The sequence below is a fragment of the Kitasatospora sp. NPDC056181 genome (genome assembly GCF_042266225.1).
Taxonomy (GTDB): domain Bacteria; phylum Actinomycetota; class Actinomycetes; order Streptomycetales; family Streptomycetaceae; genus Kitasatospora.
Window position 1 is genome coordinate 1 of the sequence record NZ_JBHJUK010000066.1, and the last position, 17568, is coordinate 17568.

At 74.9% G+C, this 17568-nt stretch carries 12 protein-coding genes; 9 read left to right on the forward strand and 3 right to left on the reverse strand.

Annotated elements, in window-relative coordinates; all coding sequences use genetic code 11:
- The first annotated feature begins 160 nt into the window (after nucleotides 1–160).
- Together ACFC1F_RS23870 and ACFC1F_RS23875 are read left to right on the forward strand one after the other, a co-directional pair.
- Nucleotides 161–3052 carry an AAA family ATPase gene (locus ACFC1F_RS23870; RefSeq protein ID WP_376161102.1) on the forward strand — a complete coding sequence of 964 codons (2892 nt, stop codon included), beginning with the start codon at nucleotides 161–163 and terminating at the stop codon, nucleotides 3050–3052.
- 140 nt (nucleotides 3053–3192) lie between these two features.
- Complete coding sequence (locus ACFC1F_RS23875) at nucleotides 3193–4440, forward strand: PucR family transcriptional regulator (protein WP_376161104.1); 1248 nt, start codon at nucleotides 3193–3195, stop codon at nucleotides 4438–4440.
- 181 nt (nucleotides 4441–4621) lie between these two features.
- Here ACFC1F_RS23875 and ACFC1F_RS23880 read toward each other — a convergent pair whose 3' ends face one another.
- Nucleotides 4622–6844: an MMPL family transporter gene (locus ACFC1F_RS23880; RefSeq protein WP_376161106.1), complete on the reverse strand. Its 2223-nt coding sequence runs from the start codon at nucleotides 6842–6844 to the stop codon at nucleotides 4622–4624.
- A gap of 358 nt (nucleotides 6845–7202) precedes the next feature.
- Between ACFC1F_RS23880 and ACFC1F_RS23885 the strand changes: the two genes are divergently transcribed.
- Together ACFC1F_RS23885 and ACFC1F_RS23890 are read left to right on the forward strand one after the other, a co-directional pair.
- A complete protein-coding gene (locus ACFC1F_RS23885) occupies nucleotides 7203–8492 on the forward strand; it encodes a sensor histidine kinase (RefSeq protein WP_376161108.1) in 1290 nt (429 codons plus the stop codon).
- Nucleotides 8493–8515: 23 nt separating this feature from the next.
- Nucleotides 8516–9190: a response regulator gene (locus ACFC1F_RS23890; protein ID WP_376161151.1), complete on the forward strand. Its 675-nt coding sequence runs from the start codon at nucleotides 8516–8518 to the stop codon at nucleotides 9188–9190.
- Between the two features lie 159 nt (nucleotides 9191–9349).
- Here ACFC1F_RS23890 and ACFC1F_RS23895 read toward each other — a convergent pair whose 3' ends face one another.
- Entirely contained in the window at nucleotides 9350–9805 is a 456-nt protein-coding gene (locus tag ACFC1F_RS23895; RefSeq protein WP_376161110.1) for an SsgA family sporulation/cell division regulator, read from the reverse strand.
- 631 nt (nucleotides 9806–10436) lie between these two features.
- On the opposite strand from ACFC1F_RS23895, the gene ACFC1F_RS23900 reads away from it, so the two are divergent.
- Nucleotides 10437–11315 carry a helix-turn-helix domain-containing protein gene (locus tag ACFC1F_RS23900; RefSeq protein ID WP_376161112.1) on the forward strand — a complete coding sequence of 293 codons (879 nt, stop codon included), beginning with the start codon at nucleotides 10437–10439 and terminating at the stop codon, nucleotides 11313–11315.
- 191 nt (nucleotides 11316–11506) lie between these two features.
- A complete protein-coding gene (locus ACFC1F_RS23905; RefSeq protein WP_376161114.1) occupies nucleotides 11507–12238 on the forward strand; it encodes an alpha/beta fold hydrolase in 732 nt (243 codons plus the stop codon).
- A gap of 124 nt (nucleotides 12239–12362) precedes the next feature.
- Here the strand turns inward: ACFC1F_RS23905 and ACFC1F_RS23910 are convergent, their stop codons facing one another.
- Nucleotides 12363–13298, reverse strand: coding sequence for a LysR family transcriptional regulator (locus tag ACFC1F_RS23910; protein ID WP_376161116.1), 936 nt, complete (start codon nucleotides 13296–13298; stop codon nucleotides 12363–12365).
- A 1077-nt stretch (nucleotides 13299–14375) separates the two neighbouring features.
- Here ACFC1F_RS23910 and ACFC1F_RS23915 point away from each other — a divergent pair.
- The 3 genes from ACFC1F_RS23915 to ACFC1F_RS23925 all read left to right on the forward strand — a co-directional run bounded on the left by ACFC1F_RS23915 (nucleotide 14376) and on the right by ACFC1F_RS23925 (nucleotide 17502).
- The gene (locus ACFC1F_RS23915) at nucleotides 14376–14951 is read left to right on the forward strand and encodes a helix-turn-helix domain-containing protein (protein WP_376161118.1); all 576 of its coding nucleotides are present in this window, start codon (nucleotides 14376–14378) and stop codon (nucleotides 14949–14951) included.
- 350 nt (nucleotides 14952–15301) lie between these two features.
- Complete coding sequence (locus ACFC1F_RS23920; protein WP_376161120.1) at nucleotides 15302–16039, forward strand: DUF4142 domain-containing protein; 738 nt, start codon at nucleotides 15302–15304, stop codon at nucleotides 16037–16039.
- Nucleotides 16040–16110: 71 nt separating this feature from the next.
- Nucleotides 16111–17502, forward strand: coding sequence for a DUF1996 domain-containing protein (locus ACFC1F_RS23925; RefSeq protein WP_376161122.1), 1392 nt, complete (start codon nucleotides 16111–16113; stop codon nucleotides 17500–17502).
- Nucleotides 17503–17568 lie beyond the last annotated feature (66 nt).

Consider the following 17568-nt stretch of genomic DNA (forward strand, 5'->3'; position numbering starts at 1 on the left):
GCCCGGGGGAGCGCGGACGCCCCGCACACGGCGGCCCGCGGACCGGCGCCCCGGCCGGGGCGGCCCCCGGCCGGGCCGGAGGCGCCGTGCTCCATACTGATCCGCCGTACCGCACGCGGACCGACCCTCGTCCCGTGCGGCCCCGGCCGGCGGAATGAGTGTGAACCGATTGAGTACATGGCCCGTGCCCGAGGACCCGGACGGTGTGCGGCCGCCGGTCCGCGGCAGGGAGACCGAACTGGCGTTCGTCGAGGCGCGGCTCGACGCGCTCGCCCGGGGCGAGGGCGGGATCGTCCGCGTCGAAGGCCCGGCCGGCATCGGCAGGTCCAGGATCCTCGCGGAGGCGTCGGCCTCCGCGAGGCGGCGCGGGACGAGGGTCTTCCAGGGGGCGGCGGACCCCGACGAACAGTTCGTGCCGCTGGGCCCGCTGCTGGAGGGGCTGCTCGGCGGGGAGGAGCCGCTGCCGGGCGCCGCCCGGCTCCGGGACCTCGCCACGGTACCCGGCCAGCGGTTCTGGCTGCTCCAGGAACTGGGGGACCGCCTGCAGGAGGCGGCTCGCCACGGGCCCCTGCTCATCGTCCTCGACGACCTCCAGTGGTGCGACGACCTGACGCTCCTCACCCTCCACACCCTCGCGGCCAGGCTCTCGTCGCACGCGATCCTGTGGCTGGTGGCCGTGAACGGCGGCAGCGTGCCGCCGGGCGTGCGCACCACCCTGGACAGGATCCGGCACGCCGGCGCGCACGAGCTGGCCCTGGGGGCGCTCGGGGACGAGGCGGTCGCGCACATCACCCGGGACGTGCTGGGCGCCGTTCCGGACCCGGACGTCCTGCGCGTCGCCCGCCGCGCCGAGGGGGTGCCGCTGTTGCTGGTCGAGCTGCTCGGTGCGCTGCGGGAGGAGGAGGCGGTGACGATCGAGAACGGCACGGCCGGCCTGTCGGCCCGGCCCCTCCCCCCGCACCGGCTGCCCTCCGTCGGGCGCCGCCTCGGCCGGCTCTCCGACGCGGCCCGCGAGTTGGTCCAGACGGCGGCCGCCGTGGACGGCCCGGTCACCGTCGCCCGGCTCGCCGAACTGCTCGGGCGACCGTCGGCGGCACTCATCACCGCCGTGCGGGAGTCCCTCGACTCCGGTCTGCTCGCCGAAACGGGCGACCGCCTCGAATTCCGCCACGACCTGATCCGCGAGGCGGTGGAGGCCGGCCTCCCCGACTCCCTGCGCCAGGCCCTGCGTCGTCAGGCCGCCGGGCCTGCGCCGGAGAACGCGACGCCCCCGTCCGGACCCCCCGCGGCGCCGGCCGGCGAGGCGGGGGAGGCGGGGGAGGCGGGGGAGGACGACCGGGCGGAGGCGGCCCGGCTGCGCACCGCCGCGGCGGACCTCGCGGCCACCGCCCCGGGACCGGCGGCGGAACTCGCCCTCAGGGCCCTGGAACTCACCGCGGCGGACGCCCCCGGACGGCCGCGGGTCGTCGCCGAGACGATCCCGCTGCTCTGGCAGACGGGCCAGGCGGCCCGGGCACGCGGGCTGGGCGCCTCCGCCCTGACGGCCGGCGGCCTCGGGCCCGAGGGCGAGGCGCGGATACGCCTCGCCCTGGCGCGGCTGTCCGTCCAGTCCGACTTCTCCGAGGCGGTCCGGCAGGCCCGTGCCGGGGCGGCGCTGCCCGGGATCCCCGCGGCGCTGCGGGGCCGGCTGCTCGCGCTGCTCTGTCTCGGCCTGTCGATGGCGGGCGAGCAGCAGGCCGCGGAGCAGGCCGTCGCGCAGGCGCTGGAGAACGCCGACGTGACGGCGGACCACACCGCCAGGGCCACCCTGCTGACGGCCGACTCGGTCGTGCGCTTCCACCGGACGGACTGGAACGGGGCGTTCCGGCAGGCGGACCGGGCCGCCGCCCTGGCCGCCGGCCTGGGCGACGTCCATGCGCTGTGGCTTCCGGAGGCCCTGTGGCGCGGCTTCCTGTCGAGCTGGGCCGGCCGCTCCGCGGAAGCGCTCGCCGCCGCGGAGGACGGCGTCCGGGCCGCCCGGAACCAGGGCCGGGCGGCCGCCGCACGCCTGTGGCTGATGTACCGCACCCGGGCGCTCCTGGACGCCGGACGGTTGACGGAGGCCCGGGCCGAGGGCGAAGCCGCCTACGCGACGACCGACGAGCCCGGCACGGGCGACCTCGCCGACGTCACGCTCCGGTACGCGATGATGCGCGTCGCCCTTCACACCGACGACCGGCAGGCCGCGCGGGGGTACGCGGAACAGGCGCGGCGCATGCGGCGCGAGGGCGCACCACTCGTCCGTGACGTCGGCTCCTGGATGCTGGCGCTGATGGCGGACTCCGAGGGCCGGCCCGACCGTGCCATGGCCGTACTCGACGAGCCGGCGGCGGCGCGGGCCGGAGGGCGGAACGGCCTCGCCGGCCCGCTCGACCCCGCCGACGCCCCGGTGCTCGTGCGCATGGCGTTGCGCGCCGGCGCCCACGAGCGGGCCGCCCGGGCGGTCGGGGCGGCCGAGCGGCGGGCCCAGCTCAACCCCGGCTTCACGTTCCTCGCCGCCACCGCCGCGCACGCCCGCGGACTCCTCGACAACGACCTCGGTCACCTCCGGCGCGCGGTCGGGCTGTTCGACGACTGCCCCCGGCCGATGGCCCGGGCGTCGGCGCTGGAGGACGTCGGACGCAAGCTCGCGGTCACCCGCAAGCCCGAAGCGGTGCCGCACCTGGACACGGCCCTCGCCCTCTACCTGCAGGCGGGCGCCGAGCGGGACGTCGCCCGCGTCCGCCGGCGCCTGCGGGCCGCGGGCGTCCGCCGCCGGCCCGGGCCGGCCGGACACGACGGGCGGTGGCCCGGGCCGGCCGGACACGACGGGCGGTGGCCCGAGCTGACGGCGTCGGAGCTGCGGGTGGCACGGCTCGTAGCGCAGGGGCTGACCAACCTCCAGGTGGCCCAGCGCCTCTCCCTCTCGCCGCACACGGTGAGCTCGCACCTGCGCCGGGCCTTCACCAAGCTCGACCTCACCTCGCGCGTGGAGCTGGCCCGGCTGGCCGAGGCCCGTGACAGCGGAGAGTGACCGCTTCGCATCCCACGCGGGTACCGCGTCAATGGACGATTCGTGCGATGTGCCGGGGCCGGCGCCTCCTCAAAATGATCAAGAGCTGCGGAAAGGAGAAGCGATCCGCGGCGAGCAGTTGGTCAGGAGAGGAACAGCGCATGACCGCAAGGCCCCAGCGAGCCCGCCCCGGCAGCCCCGAGCTGCAGGCGCTCGTCGACGAACTCGCCGAGCTGCTGGGACGGTCCGTCGCGGTCGACGACCCGCTGGTCCGCATGGTCTGCACGAGCCGTCACTTCGGCGACGAGGACCCGGTGCGCATCGGCACCCTGCTGCAGGGCCGGGCCGACAACGCGTCCATCCGCTACGTCCTCGCCCAGGGCGTGGCCCGGTGGACCAGGCCCGGATTCATCGACGGCCGTGACGATCTCGGCCTGCTGCCCCGCTACGTCGTACCGCTGCGCGAGCGGGGGCACCTGCTCGGGCTGCTCATGGTGGTCGTACCGGAGAAGGAGCTCGGGCAGCCGGAGACCGAGGCCATCGACCGCGCCGCCGGCCTCATGGCCGCCCAGATGTACGCGGAGCACACCGCCGCCGACACCTGGCGGACCGACGAGCGGGACCTCGTGCGGGACCTCGTCGACGCCAACGTCGCGACCCGGACCGCCGCCCGCCGGCGGGGCGTGGAACGCGGGCTGCTGGGGGAGGGGGAGCACGTCCTGGTCACCCTCGTCCAGCTGGGCCGCGGGACGGAGCCCGTGCGGCAGTCCGAGGCGGCCCTGTGGGGGGCGCTGGAAGGGTTCCGCCGGACGCGTTCGGGCCGGGGCCTCGTCGCGATCGACCAGGAACGGGCGACACTGATCCAGCTCCGCGACCGGCCCCCCGGCGCGGACGAGGTCGTCGCCCAGACCGCCCGCGTCCTCGATGAACTGCGCACCTTCCTGGACCCGTCGGCGGCCCCCGTGATCGGCGTCGGCGGGCGGCACCCGAGCGTGCACGGCGCCTGGACCTCGTACGAGCAGGCGCTCGTGGCGGCCCGTGCGGCGCGCCGGCTGCCCTCCCTCAACGGCGTCGGCGACTGGGACCTGCTCGGGGAGCTCGCCGTGCTCCTCCAACTCCCCGAGCACGCCCTGAACGCGTCCCTGATCCCCGAGCCGCTCCGCACCCTGTCCGGGACCCACGGCGGCGACCGGCTGCGGGACACCCTGCGCTGCTTCCTGGAGAACGCCGGATCGATTCCCCGGACCGCGGAGGCGCTGCGACTCCACCGCACGTCGCTCTACTACCGCCTGCGCCAGATCCAGGAGATCACCGGGTTCGACCTCGACGACGGCGCCCACCGGCTCACGCTGCACCTCGGGCTCAGGATCGAGGAACTCCTCGGCGCGGGAGACGACGTGGCCGCCTGACCGCGGCTCGGCCGCGCGGCGGGCGCCCCCGCCGCGACGGGGCGGGCGGGATCCCCCGCCCGGTTCCTCCCGCACGCGGTGGCGGACGCACCCGAACGGGCGCCCCGGCGAGCACCTGGACCGGCCACCGCGCACGGGCGGAGGCCGGTCCGGGTGCTGCTCCCCGGGGTGCCGGGCAGGGTCAGTCCCGGCGGCCGCCCGCGTCGACCGGGTGGCGGGCCGGGCCGGAGGCCGGCTCCGGGAGCGGGGCGCTCACGCGGGGGTGGCGCGCCGGGCGGACGGGCCACCAGATGCCGCGGCCGAGCAGGGCCGCCAGGGCCGGCACCAGGGCCAGGGACAGGACGAACGCGGAGAGCAGGATGCCGAGCGTCATCGCGAAGGCGACCTGTTCGCTGCCCGGGGTGGTGGCGAGCGTGGCGAAGGACCCGGCCAGGACCAGGCCGGCCGTGGCGATGGCGGGCGTGGTGTGCCGGACGGCGCGGCCCACGGCGGCGCGGGCCGGACCGGGACGCCGCATCTCCTCGCGGATCCGGTCGGTGATGAGGATGTTGTAGTCGGTGCCCAGGGCCACGACGAACAGGAACAGCACCAGCGGCAGGGTGAAGCTGACGCCCGGCTCGCCCAGCCCGTGCTGGAACAGCAGGGTGGCGGCGCCGAGGGTGGCGGCGAAGCCGAGCCCGACGGAGAGCATCAGGACCACCGGTGCGAGCAGGCTGCGCAGGAGCAGCAGCAGGATCAGGCCGATCAGGGCGGCCGCGACCGGGAAGACGACGGTCAGGTCGTGGTCGACGGCGGTGGAGACGTCGGCGAAGACCGCGGCCGTGCCGCCGACGTGGGCGGTGGTCCCGGCGGGCGTGTGGGCGGCGACGGTGGCGCGGACCGGGCCGGAGGCCAGCTCGCGGGCGCGCTGGCTCTGCGGGTCGGCGGTCAGGTAGAGGTCGATCCGGGCGGCGCGCCGGTCCCCGTTGAGGGTGGTCCCGCCGACCTTGCCGACGCCGTCGACCGTGCCGAGGGCGCGGGAGAGGCCGTCGAGCCGGCCGGCGTCGAGGGTGCTGCCGTCCGTGGTGACGACGTAGACGCTGGTCGGGTCCGAGACGCCGGCCGGCAGGGTGCGGGAGATCTCGGCGGCGGTGGCGGCGGCCGGCGTTCCGTCACCGGAGCCGCCCTGGCCGTAGTCCATCCGGATCCCGGCCGTCCCGGCGGCCAGCACGCCGAGCACGGCGACGGAGGCGAGCAGCAGCGGCAGCGGCCGCCGGGCGACGAGCTCGCCGAAGCGGGCGGCGAAGCCCTCGCGCGGCTGCCGGCGCAGGCTGCGGGAGGGCCAGAACATTTTGCGCCCGCAGGCGGCGAGCAGCGCGGGCATCAGGGTGAGGCTGCCCAGCAGCATCACCAGGACCGCGACGGCGATGGCCGGGCCGAGCGAGCGGAACTGGCCGAAGCTCGCCACGCCGAGGGTGGCGAAGGCGGCCACGATGGTCAGCGCGGCCGAGGTGATCGCGGTGCCCACCCTGGCGGACACCTCGGCAGCCGCCTCGCGGGCGGGCTGCTCGGGTCGGGCCCGCAGGTGCTCGCGGAAGCGGAAGAGCAGGAACAGCAGGTAGTCGATCCCGATGCCGAGCAGGACCACGGAGATCAGTCCCGGGGTGCCGGCGTCGAGCTTGAGGCCGGTCAGCATCGCGGCGCCGGCCACGGCTCCGCCGGCCACGCCGCCGATCATGGCGACGGCGAGAAGCGGCAGCAGGGCCGCCAGGACGCTGCGGAACACCAGGACGTTGAGCAGGACGATCAGCCCCGTGACGAGCGCGCTGCCGACCGTCGCGGCGGTCCGGTGGGAGTCGGCGGTGTCGGCGGCGTCGGCCAGTCCCCCGGTGAAGCCGGTGCGCATCCCGGCCTCGGCGAACTGCGCCCGGGCGGCGTCCCGGAAGGCCCGGTAGACGTCCTGGACCCCCTCGTCCGCGGCGTTCCCGGTGAGTTCGACGGCGAGCAGTTCGAAGCTCCGGTCGGGGGCCGGCAGCGCCGGGGCGACCCGGGGGGTCTGGGAGCGGTCGGGGACGAGGAAGGCCGGCTTGTCGTCCTTCCTCGGCATGACGACCCGGCGCTGGGCGAGCTTCGCCGACTCGGCGCCGATCCGCTGCTCGTCGGCGGTGGTGAGGGGCTTGCCGTCGGTCCTGGCGACCAGCACCGTGACCGTGGTGGCGTCGGGCCGCGCCCCGAACTCCTCCTCGGCGATCCGCAGCGCGGCGGCCGAGTCGTAGCCGCGGGGCAGGAAGTCCCCGGTCCGGGCCTGGGTGACGCGGGAGAGCAGCATCGGGCTCAGCCCGGCCAGGGCGACTCCCAGCACCACCCAGAGGGCGATCACCCTCCACGGGTTTCTGGTGGCGTATCCGGTCATTGCGCGGATCACGATTTCCTCCGGCGGTGGACGCGAACGTCCCCAAGGTCGGTCTCTGCTCCGGGGGTTCCCGGCCGGGTTCCAGACCATCACCCGGAGCGGGCCCCGGACGTCCTTGCGGCGGACGATCCGCACCGGGGCCCCAGCTCCTCGGCCGGGCCCGGACCCGGGACCGTGGTCCTGGTCCGGGCCTGCGTGATCGGCCGCGGGGAGCATGCCGGGGCCGGGTGGGCAGGTGCCAGAATGGCGTCATCAGGGCTGATCAGCGCAGGTCCGGGCCGGATCCGGGCCGGACCCGGAATCGGACGTCCGGATGTGGACCTCCGGATTCGGACGTCCGCCGGCGGCAGGGCACGGAGGGGGAACGGGCATGGGTGGGCGTCAGCGCCTCGCAGTGGATGCGACGTACGGGGCGGGCTCCGGCCCGGGGCCCGGCGGGGCGGCCGACGCGCCGTCGGACGCCGACGGTGCGCCGTGGACCCGCGCCGACGCGCTGCTGGCCGTCGGCGCCTGCACCATCGACCTGCTCGGCTACGTGGTGTTCACCGGGGAGGCCGGTGACCGCGGGGTCAGCCTGACGGGCTTCCTCCTGGTCACGCTGTCGGCCCTGCCGCTGCTCGCCCGGCGCAGCCACCCGGTCGCGACGCTGGCCGGGGTCCTGGCGCTCCAGTCGGCGGCCGACCTGTCCGCACCGGCGAGCCCCCACTTCGGCGCCGCGCTGGTGGTCGCCCTGTACTCGGTGGCGAGGGCCCGCACCGCCCTGGAGACGGCGGCGGCCTCGGTGGTGACGTCGGTGCTGACACTGCTGAGCCAGAGCCACCTGCGGATGCCCGCCTGGCAGGCGGCCGTCAGCGCCCCCGTCTCCGCCCTGCTCGTGGCCGGCGCCGGGCTCGTCGTGGCGCGCTGGCAGCGGGAGGTCGCGGCCAACCGCCGGCTGCTCGCCGACCGCGCGGTGGCCGACGAACGCCGCCGCATCGCACGGGAGTTGCACGACATCGTGGCCCACCACATCACCACCATGCAGCTGATGGCCGGCGGCGCCCGCGCCAACCTCGGCAACCCGGAGGTGGTCCGGGACGCCCTGGTCACCCTGGAGTCCTCCGGGCGGCTGGCCCTGCGCGAGATGCGCCAGCTCCTGGACGTCCTGCGGGCCGGCGACGAGCCGGACACCGCCCCGCCGTCGCCCCAGCCCGGAGCGGAGGACCTCGGCCGGCTGGTGGACGAGTCCCGCGTGGCCGGCCTGCCGACCGACCTCGGCGTCCACGGGACCCGGCGCCCCCTGCCGCCGACCGTCGGCCTGACGGTGTTCCGGATCGTCCAGGAGGGCCTCACCAACGCCCGCAAGTACGCGGGACCCGCCCGTGCCTCCGTGCTCCTGACGTACGGTCCGGACAAGGTCACCGTCGAGGTGCGCGACGACGGCGGGCTCGGCGAGGCCGGCGGACTGCGCGCCGGCGCGCCTCTCCAGGACCCGCCGTCGCCCGGGAGCCGGAGCGGCTACGGCCTGATCGGCATGCGCGAGCGCGTCGCCCTGCACGGCGGCACCCTGCGGGCGGGCCCGCGGCCGGACGGCGGCTTCGCCGTGGTGGCCGACCTGCCGCTGGCGTCGGACGAGACGGCCGACGCGGCCGTCCAGCACGGGACGGCGGCGGCCCGGTGAGCGCCGGGACACCGGCGATCAGGATCCTCATCGTGGACGACCAGCCGCTGGTCCGGCGCGGTCTGGCACTGATCCTCTCGCCCGACCCGTCGTTCGAGGTGGTGGCCGAGGCCGAGAACGGGGAACAGGCCGTCGCCCTCGCCCACCGGCTGCGCCCCGACGTCGTGGTGATGGACATCCGGATGCCCGTCCTGGACGGGGTCGGCGCGACGCAGGAGCTGGCCCGCACCCTGCCGGACTGCCGGGTCCTCGCCCTCAGCACCTTCGACATGGACGAGTACGTGGTGGCCGCGCTGCGCGCCGGTGCCTGCGGGTTCCTGCCCAAGGACGTCTCCCCGGAGGACCTGGGCGCGGCGATCCGCACCGTCCACGCCGGCGAGGCGGTGGTCGCTCCGCGCCTGCTCACCCGGCTGATCTCCACCTACGTCCGGGTCCCTCCGGGCAGCCCGCCGCCCGTTGCGGAAACGGGCGAACTCACGCCCCGCGAGGTCGAGGTGTGGCGCCTCATGGCCACCGGACTGGACAACACCGGGATCTCCCGGGCCCTGGAGATCAGCCACTCCACGGTGAAGAACTACATCACCAGCATCTTCGGCAAGCTCGACGTCCGTGACCGTGCCCAGGCGGTCATCGCGGCCTACGAGTCCGGTCTGGTCACCGCCCGCACGGGAGGCGCCGGAGGGCGCGGCCCGGAGTGACCCACCGGCCCGCACAGCGCCCGGAGGGCCCGGCGGCCGGCACCGGACCCTGAGCGGCCCGGCCCGGCCCGGGCCGGTCGGTCCCGTGCGGCTGTCCGTCCGCGGCAGGGTGTGCTCCTCCGGTCCGAGGTCACGGTTGTGGCCGGCAGTCGGCGGACGTCAGCCGGCCAGGCCGCCCAGCTCGGCGTCCCAGTCGATCAGGTCCCCCTCCGTGCCCGGGGGGACCAGCGCGAAGCACTCACGGCGGAGCCAGCGACGCACCTGCCGGGACGGGAGGTCGACGAGGACGCTGCCGTCCCGGCCCTGGAGCATCATGCGCAGGGACGAGCGGCCGTGGCAGGGGCAGGGCGGCCAGATGCGGACATCGCCGAGGCCGGCGGGCTTCTGCAGTCCCTCCCACAGGAGGTCGCGGGAGAGCTGCCAGGTGCCCGCCTCGGCCGCGGGGCCGAGGAAGGCGAGCGTGACGGCGAACGGGTCGTCGTCGCGGTAGCCGAAGCGCACGGGGACGCCGAAGGACTGCTCCTCGTCCAGGACGATCCGGGCGTCGAGGACGATCCCGGTGATGCTCGCCTCCGGGCGGTGCTGCGCACCGGAGACGGGGTGGTGGGCGGGCATGGGGATCTCCTGGGTCGGTGTGGGGGGCGGGTGCCACGGCGGGCTGGACGGGGCGACGAGGGGCCGCCCGGGTCCGCGGGGACAGGGGCGTGCGCGCCGGGCGAGGGCGGTGCGGCCGGACGGGGGCGTCCGGCGGCCGGGGCCGGTGCCGGCGCTGTCCGGCCGGGGTCCTGGAAGCTGCCGAGGAGGCGGGAGGGGAGGCCGTTCCGCTGCTCAGGCTAGACGGCGGAGCCGTCGGTGATGTCCCGGCGGCGCACCAGGAGGTGACGGCCAGTGCACACGCGGCCGGTGCGCCGGGCACGTTCCCCCGCTGCCGGGCACGTACTCCCGCGGTGGGGCGGGGCCACGCCGTTGCTACAAAGCGATGAACTTCCGTCGGGCAATCCCTACGCCGGTCGGTGGCCGGCGAGTCCGGTGCGCGGCGAGAATCGTTCCCGCGGGCCGCCGCTCATCCTCCGGCAACCTGCCCGGTCCGGAACCCCGGACCCGAACGAGTCCAACGCCGGTCGTCGACGGGTTCCCCTCCCGAACGACCGACCGCCGGCGTACGGCCGAGCGGCGATCCCCCAGCAACCGCACAGAACACTCGAACCGGTCGGAGCCTTCCGTGATCCCGTCGGACACCCCACCCATGCCCGGAACAGACCACCACCAGCTCGGCCAGGCCGCCCAGGACGGGGGCGTCGGCTGCATCGACGTCCTCTCCCCGCCTCCCGGAGCCGACCCCGACGACTGCCTGTACGTCGCCCTGTACCTCGACGGCGCGGCCTCGCTCCGCCGTCACGGAGCCAGCACCGCGCTGGAACCCGGGGACCTGCTGATCGGCACCACCCCGCAGCCGGCGGACCTCCTGCGCGATCCCGGGTGCCGGATGGTCCACTTCCGCGTCCCCTGCTTCTACCTGGGCGTCCGGCGCGGCGACGTCCGGCGGGCGGGCGGGCTGATGGCGCGGGGAAGCGAGGGCATCGGCTCGCTGGCCTCCCAGTTCCTGCGGACGCTCGCCGGCCAGATCCGGGCCCACCGCGCGCGGCCGGGCAACCACCTCGCGCGCAGCGTCTCCGACATCGTCGCCATCCTGGTGACCGACCTGCTCGAACGGCAGAGCCCGGTGCACCCGACCGCCGCGGCCGGGATGCTGTCGCGGATCCGCGCCCACATCGAGGAGAACCTGGCCGATCCGGACCTCTCGCCCGAATCGATCGCCCGGTCGCAGCACATCTCGGTGCGCTACCTGCACAAGCTCTTCCAGCAGGAGGGGATGACCGTGGGCCAGTGGGTGCGCCGGCGGCGCCTCGACGTCTGCCGGCGGGAGCTGGAACGCCCGTCCCGCCGGCAGACCAGCGTCTCGGCCGTCGCGCACCGCTGGGGATTCGTCAGCCATTCCCACTTCAGCCGGGCGTTCCGTGACGCCTACGGAGTCTCACCCCGCGAGTGGCAGGCCTACGCCGCGCAGACCGACGGCCACCAGCCGCCCGGCCGGCAGCCGTCCGGTCACCGTCCGGCATCCTGAGCCGGCGTCCTGAGCCGGCGTCCTGAGCCGGCCTCCTGAGCCGGCCTCCTGAACCCGCCTCCGCCACCCCGCCGACGCCCGTGCCGCCCGGCGACACCGCCTGCCCGTCGGTCGCCTGCCCGTCGGCCGCGCGCTCCGTGGCCGCGTGCCCAGCCGCCGGCACCACTGCCGGCGCCATCCGAAAGGTCGCCATGTCCTCCACCAGGCCCACCGTCGTGCTCGTCCACGACGGCTGCTCCGACGCGACCAGCTGGTTCGGCGTCATCGCCGAACTCCACCGACGCGGCCTGACCGCCGTGGCCGCCGCGAACCCGCTGCGCGGACTGGCCCACGACTCCGCCTACCTGGCCTCCGTCGTCGCGGGCATCGACGGTCCCGTCGTCCTGGTCGGCCACTCCTACGGAGGCGCCGTGATCACGGAGGCCGGAGCCGCTCCCAACGTCGTGTCCCTGGTCTACGTGGCCGCCTACCTCCCCGACGCCGGCGAGAGCCACCAGGCGCTCGCCGCTCGTTTCGCCCCCTCACCGCTCCTCTCCCGCCTGCGGCGCACCGCGTTCGCCACGAACGACACCGACCGGGCGACGGAGCTCACCGTTCCGCGGGAGGCCTACCGGCCGTTCCTCGCAGCCGACCTCGACCCGGAGGTGGCGCAGGTGCTCGCCGCACTCCAACGACCGGTCGCCGAGCGGGTGTTCACCGATGCGCCCACCGTGGCGGCCTGGCGCACCAAACCCTCCTGGGCCCTGGTGACCGGCGCCGACCAGGCGCTGCCGCCGCCGCTCCAGCGCTTCACCGCAGGGCGCGCCGGTGCCGCAGTCCTCGAACTGCCCGAGGCCTCCCACGCCGTGGCCGTCTCCCGGCCGACCACGGTCGCGGAGCTCATCCAGGACGCCGCCGAGGCGGGTTCGGCACCGACGGCGTGAGGGCGAACGACCGGAGGGGCAGGCGGCCTGCCCGCCGACGGACGAACGCCCCAGGGGTACCGATCCGTGGCGGACGGTGTCATCACAGTGAATTCCCGCGTCACGTCGACAGCGTGACGAAACGTCAGGAGGCGCTGAGTTCGGCGGGTCGGTGAGGGGTGGCGGTGGGGGTGCCGGCCACTTCGTGGAGGAGGGAGAGCAGGAGTTCCTCGTAGGTGGAGAGGGGGCGGGCGAGGGTCCAGTTGGCGGTGACGGTGCGGGGGAGCGGGGCGGGGGTGACGTGGAGTTCGGCGAGGACGCCGTGGAGGAGCTCGAAGCGGACGGAGCATCGGGGGAGAAGGCTGACGCCGAGGCCGATGCGGACGGCCTCCCGGACGCTCTCCGTTCCCCACAGGTCGAGGGTGCGCGCGCCGACGAGGTCCCAGGTGTGCAGGAGCTCCAGCAGTTGCCCGCGGGTCCGGGAGCCCGGTTCGAGGAGGAGGAAGGACTCGCAGGACAGCTCCGCCGGCGTGACCTCCTTCCCGGCCAGCGGGTGGTCGGGCGAGCAGATCAGCACCATGTCGTGGCTGGCGAGCTGCTCCGACTCGTACCGCCCCGGAGGCAGCGGGCCGTCGGCCACGCCGACGCCGATCCGGCCCTGCTCCAGCGCGCCGGTCAGGCACTCGGGGCTGTTGAGGGTCACGGTGAACAGCCCGTCGGGTTCGCGGCGCCGCAACTCCCGCATCACCGCCGGCAACAGGTAGTCGCCGACCGCGGTCGTGCTGCCGACCACCAGGCGCTCGATCGGCCAGCGCGCGGCCGCCTGGACGGCGCCGACGGCGTGATCGGCCAGCGCCAGGATCTCCTTGGTCTGGGCCAGGAGGACCCGTCCGGCCGGGGTGGGGCGGGTCCTCGGGCCCGAGCGGTCGACCAGGGCGGTCCGCAGGGACGTCTCCAGGTTCTGTACCTGCTTGGAGACCGAGGACTGGCTCAGGAACAGCACCTGGGCCGCCGCGGAGAACCCACCGCATTCGATGACCTTCGCGAAGATGGCCAGCTGGTTCAGGTTGAGTCGCATCATGCCCCCGATCGCGTGGATGTGGTGCAGGGCATTCGGGCCTGAGGGCCGTGGGACAGGCTTCCGCAGCGCCTGTCACCCCCTGAGGGGGCCACATCCTACAAGCAACCGGGAGAATACCTGTTCGGTCGGCACAAACGCGGGGATGGACCGGAGTTCGTCGATCCGGGGGTTCCATGTGGCTCTCCGTGCTCGGCGGTGATCTCTCCTGATCGGACCGAAGCGGTCGGTGATCGTGATGATGTGACGACACGTCAGATGCTCTCCGGGAGGGTCGGCGCATCGACGGGGCGCGACCGCGAGCGGGGGCGTGCGACCGGGAGGGCGTCAAGTTCGCTGCTCCGCACGGCCGTCGGGCGGCCGTCGGTGCGTGGACGTGCGGTCCTTGCGGGGCGGCACTTCCGGTGGTGGATGAGGGGGGTCGGGCGCCGCGCGAATGGTAACGGATTGATAACGCGGCGGGACGAAACCTCCGGCGGCCCATCTCTAAACGTGTCCGGCCCGGTTGGGGTCGACGGTTTCGAGAGAGAGGGGTGCCGCCATGCGGGAAGCATGCTCCGGCAGCAGGTCGCCGGTTCCGACTCCGTACGAACTCTTCGTGCTGGGACGGGCCGCGGGCGGAACGGCGGCCGCCGGGTCGAGGTGCGTCGGGACGCGTCCGGCCCGGGCCGTCCGGGTCGGCGTGGCCCTGGGGGGTTCCGCCGACGGGAACTGTTCCGGCGTCGTGGGAAGGGGGTCGCGGTGAGCGGGCCGGCCCTGCCGGAGACCGCCGGCCTCCGGGAACCCGTGCAAAGCCGGCTCGCCGGTCCTGTCGACACGGCCGGTCGCGTCGATACGGCCGGTCGGGTCGGCACGGCGGGCGACGGGAACGCCGCCGGCCGTGATGGCGGGGCGGGCCGGAACGGCAGCACGCGCCACGGCGGCGCGGCGGGACGGACCGGCACCGGTCACGGTCCCCGTGGTCATGGCGTCCGGCGCACCGAGCCGGCCACGGTCCAGGCGGTGGCGCTGTACCTGTCGCCGGGGGCACCGCCGCCGGGACTCTCCGGATCGGAGGTCGTAGCCGGTACCAAGGGGACGTTGCCCTACCTGCTGATCCCCGACCCGCTGCCGGGCATGCCCCGGGCTCTCGCCCTCTGGTTGGGGGGCCGGACTGCCGTGGTGGGGCCGGCCGTGCCGGTCGAGGACGCGGTGATCTCGCTCGGCTGGGCCCGCAAGCTGCTGACGATGGTGCCGGACGGAGCCTCCGGTGGGATTCACTTCGTCGAGGACCACCTGGCGACGCTCATGCTGTTCCAGGACCCGCTGCTGGCGGGGCACCTCTCGGCCAAGTGGCTGGGACGCCTGGCCGACATGACACCGCAGCAGAGGGAGTGGGCGGAGGAGACGCTGATCGCCTGGTTGGAGGGCGGCGGCACCCTCCCGGCCGCCCGCCTGCTCCGGATCCACCCGCAGGCCGTCCGGAACCGGCTGCGCGACCTGGAGAAGATCTTCGGCTGCGGTCTGCGCGACCCCCGGGCCAGGTTCGAGCTCCTGCTGGCGTTGAAGATCCAGATCATGGCGTCCGGATACGCCCGCCTGCGCCGCAGAGCCGGGTTGCCGGCGCTGCTCCGGACGTCCGGGCCCCGGCGGGACGTCCGGACGAACGGGCGCTGAGGCCCGCCCGCTCACGCCGACCGGCCCCGCGCCGGCGGCACCCGGTGCGCCCGCCCCGGGACCGTCCCCGCCCCCACCGGGCAGGACCGCGTCCACCGGTGCTGAGGCCCGTGGGCCGCCCGCGCTCGTGATCCCTTCCGGGGCGGTGCCGGGCGTCCGATGCCGGGTGTTGCCGGACCGTCCCCTCGTGGCAGCCTCCCGCGCTGCCGCGTCGTCCCCTCGTCGGCCGCGCCGTCCGTGGACCGCCCCGCGCGGGTCGTCACCGCGCGGACCACCGAGGCCCACTCGGACCGGTTCCCGTCGGTTCCGCGCGGCCCTGATCCTCCGGGTGCGGTGGAGGAGGAGCCCCCATGTCATCCATGAGAAAGAAGCGTGCCCCGGGAACGGCCGCCTACGGCCTGCCCCTGGTGAGCCGCCTTCCCAGGTCGTTCGCCACCCTCCTGATCATCGTCGCCATGGTCCTCACCGCGGCGGCTCTGGTGTACCCGGTGGCGAAGTCGGCCGGTGCCTATCGCAGCGCCCCGGTGAGCGACGACCACGCAGTGACGCAGACACCCACCGGCCCGCTCACCGCCCTCGACCGGGACTTCGTCAAGCGGGTGCGGCTGGCCGGGCTGTGGGAGATCCCCGCAGGCCGGATGGCCCTCGCGAAGGGCACCAGCCCCGGGGTCAAGGAGGCCGGCCGACACCTGGTGCAAGGTCACACCGACCTCGACAAGGCGGTGCTGACCGCCGCCCAGACCCTGAACCTGGACGTGCCGAGCGAGCCGTCGGCGCAGCAGCAGGGCTGGCTCGAACAGTTGGACGCCGCGCAGGGCGGGGAGTTCGACGAACTCTTCGCGAACATCCTGCGCAGCGCCCACGGGCAGGTGTTCGCGGTCGTGGCCCAGGTGCGCGCCGGTACCCAGAACTCCACGATCCGGGATCTGGCGAACACGGCCAACGGCACGGTGCTCGACCACATGAACGTGCTGGAGGACACCCAACTCGTCAAGTTCGACAAGCTCACCGCGCTGCCGACCGGTTCGGCCGCCCCGTCCGCGAGCAGCTCGCCGGCGCCCGCCGGATCGAGCCGCCCGACCCGCTAGACGACGACCCGGACGAACGCTGTCCGCGGCCTGCCCGGCAGGCCCGATGGTCCCTGAGGAGTGTGAGGAACATGAAGTCCCGTAAACGTGGCACGTCGAGGAGAAGGGCCGGTGCCCTGCTGTTGGCGGTGATCCTGGGCATCGGCACGGCGGGAACGGTCGCGGCGGTGTCCTTCGCCGGTGAGCGTCCCCGGAATGCGCGGTCGGCGTCCCCGCAGGTGGGCACCGTCGCCTGCGCCGACGCCGGGGCGGCCCTGAACGAGGTGCCGGAAGCGTCCCAGGACGCGGTGGACAAGACCCTCGCCGAGCTCGACGTCCAGGTGGCGGACGCGTACACCCGGCTGTCCGCGCCCCGCCCCGACGACAGCGAGGACCGCGTCCTGGGTGACCTCGCCACCAGGCGTACGGAGACCCTGAAGAAGCTGTCGGGCAGCGCCGGCCAGGACTCCGGTCTTCCCCAGGACCTCTCGGGGATGGCGAAGTGCGTGGTCAGGCACGATCTCGTGGTCGAGGACTCGGCCAAGGGGTACAGCGCCGACGGTGAGGGCGGGACCGTCGCCCAGACCAAGGCGGCCTCCCTGGCGAAGTCCCTCCCCAAGCGCGGGTTCGTCGACATCCGCAGCGTCTCCCCGAACGTTCCGGCGCCCGTCCGGAAGGGGCCGGCCACCGGCTCCTTCACGTCACAGTGCGGGCGCAACGAGAACCGCCACCTCAACCCCGACAACGTGATCGTCGCCCCCGGCGTGAGCAACGGGGCGCACCACATGCACGACTACGTGGGCAACGTGGCCACGGACGCGTTCTCCTCCAACGCCAAGCTCGCCGCCTCGGGCACCACGTGCTCGAACGGGGACCAGTCGGCGTACTACTGGCCCGTCCTGCGGGTCTTCGACGGGACCAACGAGAAGGACGCCAAGGCTCCCGGCGGCGGCAAGGACCGGAACGTGGGACGGATCCTCACCCCGGCCGAGGCGAACATCACGTACACCTCCAGCGCCGGGAACCCCGTCCAGCCGATGGCCCGGTTCCTGCGCATCATCACCGGTGACGCCAAGGCCTTCACCAACGGGCCGGCGAACGTCCGGGCGTCGTGGAGCTGCACCGGGTTCGAGAACCGCCAGGTCGTCGACAAGTACCCGATCTGCCCGCAGGGGAGCAGGGTCGTCAGGACGCTGAAGTTCCCGGACTGCTGGGACGGCAAGAACATCGACAGCGCCAACCACCGGACCCACACCGCCTTCTCCAACGCCTCGGGCGCCTGCCCGAAGAACTTCAAGGCGATCCCCCAGCTGGTCGAGCGCGTCGCCTACGACGTGCCGGCCGGGGTCCGGTACGCCGTCGACAGCTTCCCCGAGCAGCTCCACAACCCGATCACCGATCACGGTGACTTCATCAACAACATGAACAAGGGCCTGCTGGACCAGATGGTCGGCTGCATCAACCAGGGTCGTCGCTGCGGGTGACCCCTCCCTTCCGGGGCCGTCCCGTGCGGGACAGGCCCGTGCGGGACGGGCCGGGCCACCGCGGGC

Excerpts from the sequence above, each read along its gene's own strand:
- ACFC1F_RS23885 (WP_376161108.1), top strand. The coding sequence starts at position 7,203 with ATGGGTGGGCGTCAGCGCCTCGCAGTGGATGCGACGTACGGGGCGGGC.
- ACFC1F_RS23920 (WP_376161120.1), top strand. The coding sequence starts at position 15,302 with ATGTCATCCATGAGAAAGAAGCGTGCCCCGGGAACGGCCGCCTACGGC.
- ACFC1F_RS23900 (WP_376161112.1), top strand. The coding sequence starts at position 10,437 with ATGCCCGGAACAGACCACCACCAGCTCGGCCAGGCCGCCCAGGACGGG.
- ACFC1F_RS23905 (WP_376161114.1), top strand. The coding sequence starts at position 11,507 with ATGTCCTCCACCAGGCCCACCGTCGTGCTCGTCCACGACGGCTGCTCC.
- ACFC1F_RS23925 (WP_376161122.1), top strand. The coding sequence starts at position 16,111 with ATGAAGTCCCGTAAACGTGGCACGTCGAGGAGAAGGGCCGGTGCCCTG.
- ACFC1F_RS23875 (WP_376161104.1), top strand. The coding sequence starts at position 3,193 with ATGACCGCAAGGCCCCAGCGAGCCCGCCCCGGCAGCCCCGAGCTGCAG.
- ACFC1F_RS23895 (WP_376161110.1), bottom strand. The coding sequence starts at position 9,805 with ATGCCCGCCCACCACCCCGTCTCCGGTGCGCAGCACCGCCCGGAGGCG.
- ACFC1F_RS23910 (WP_376161116.1), bottom strand. The coding sequence starts at position 13,298 with ATGATGCGACTCAACCTGAACCAGCTGGCCATCTTCGCGAAGGTCATC.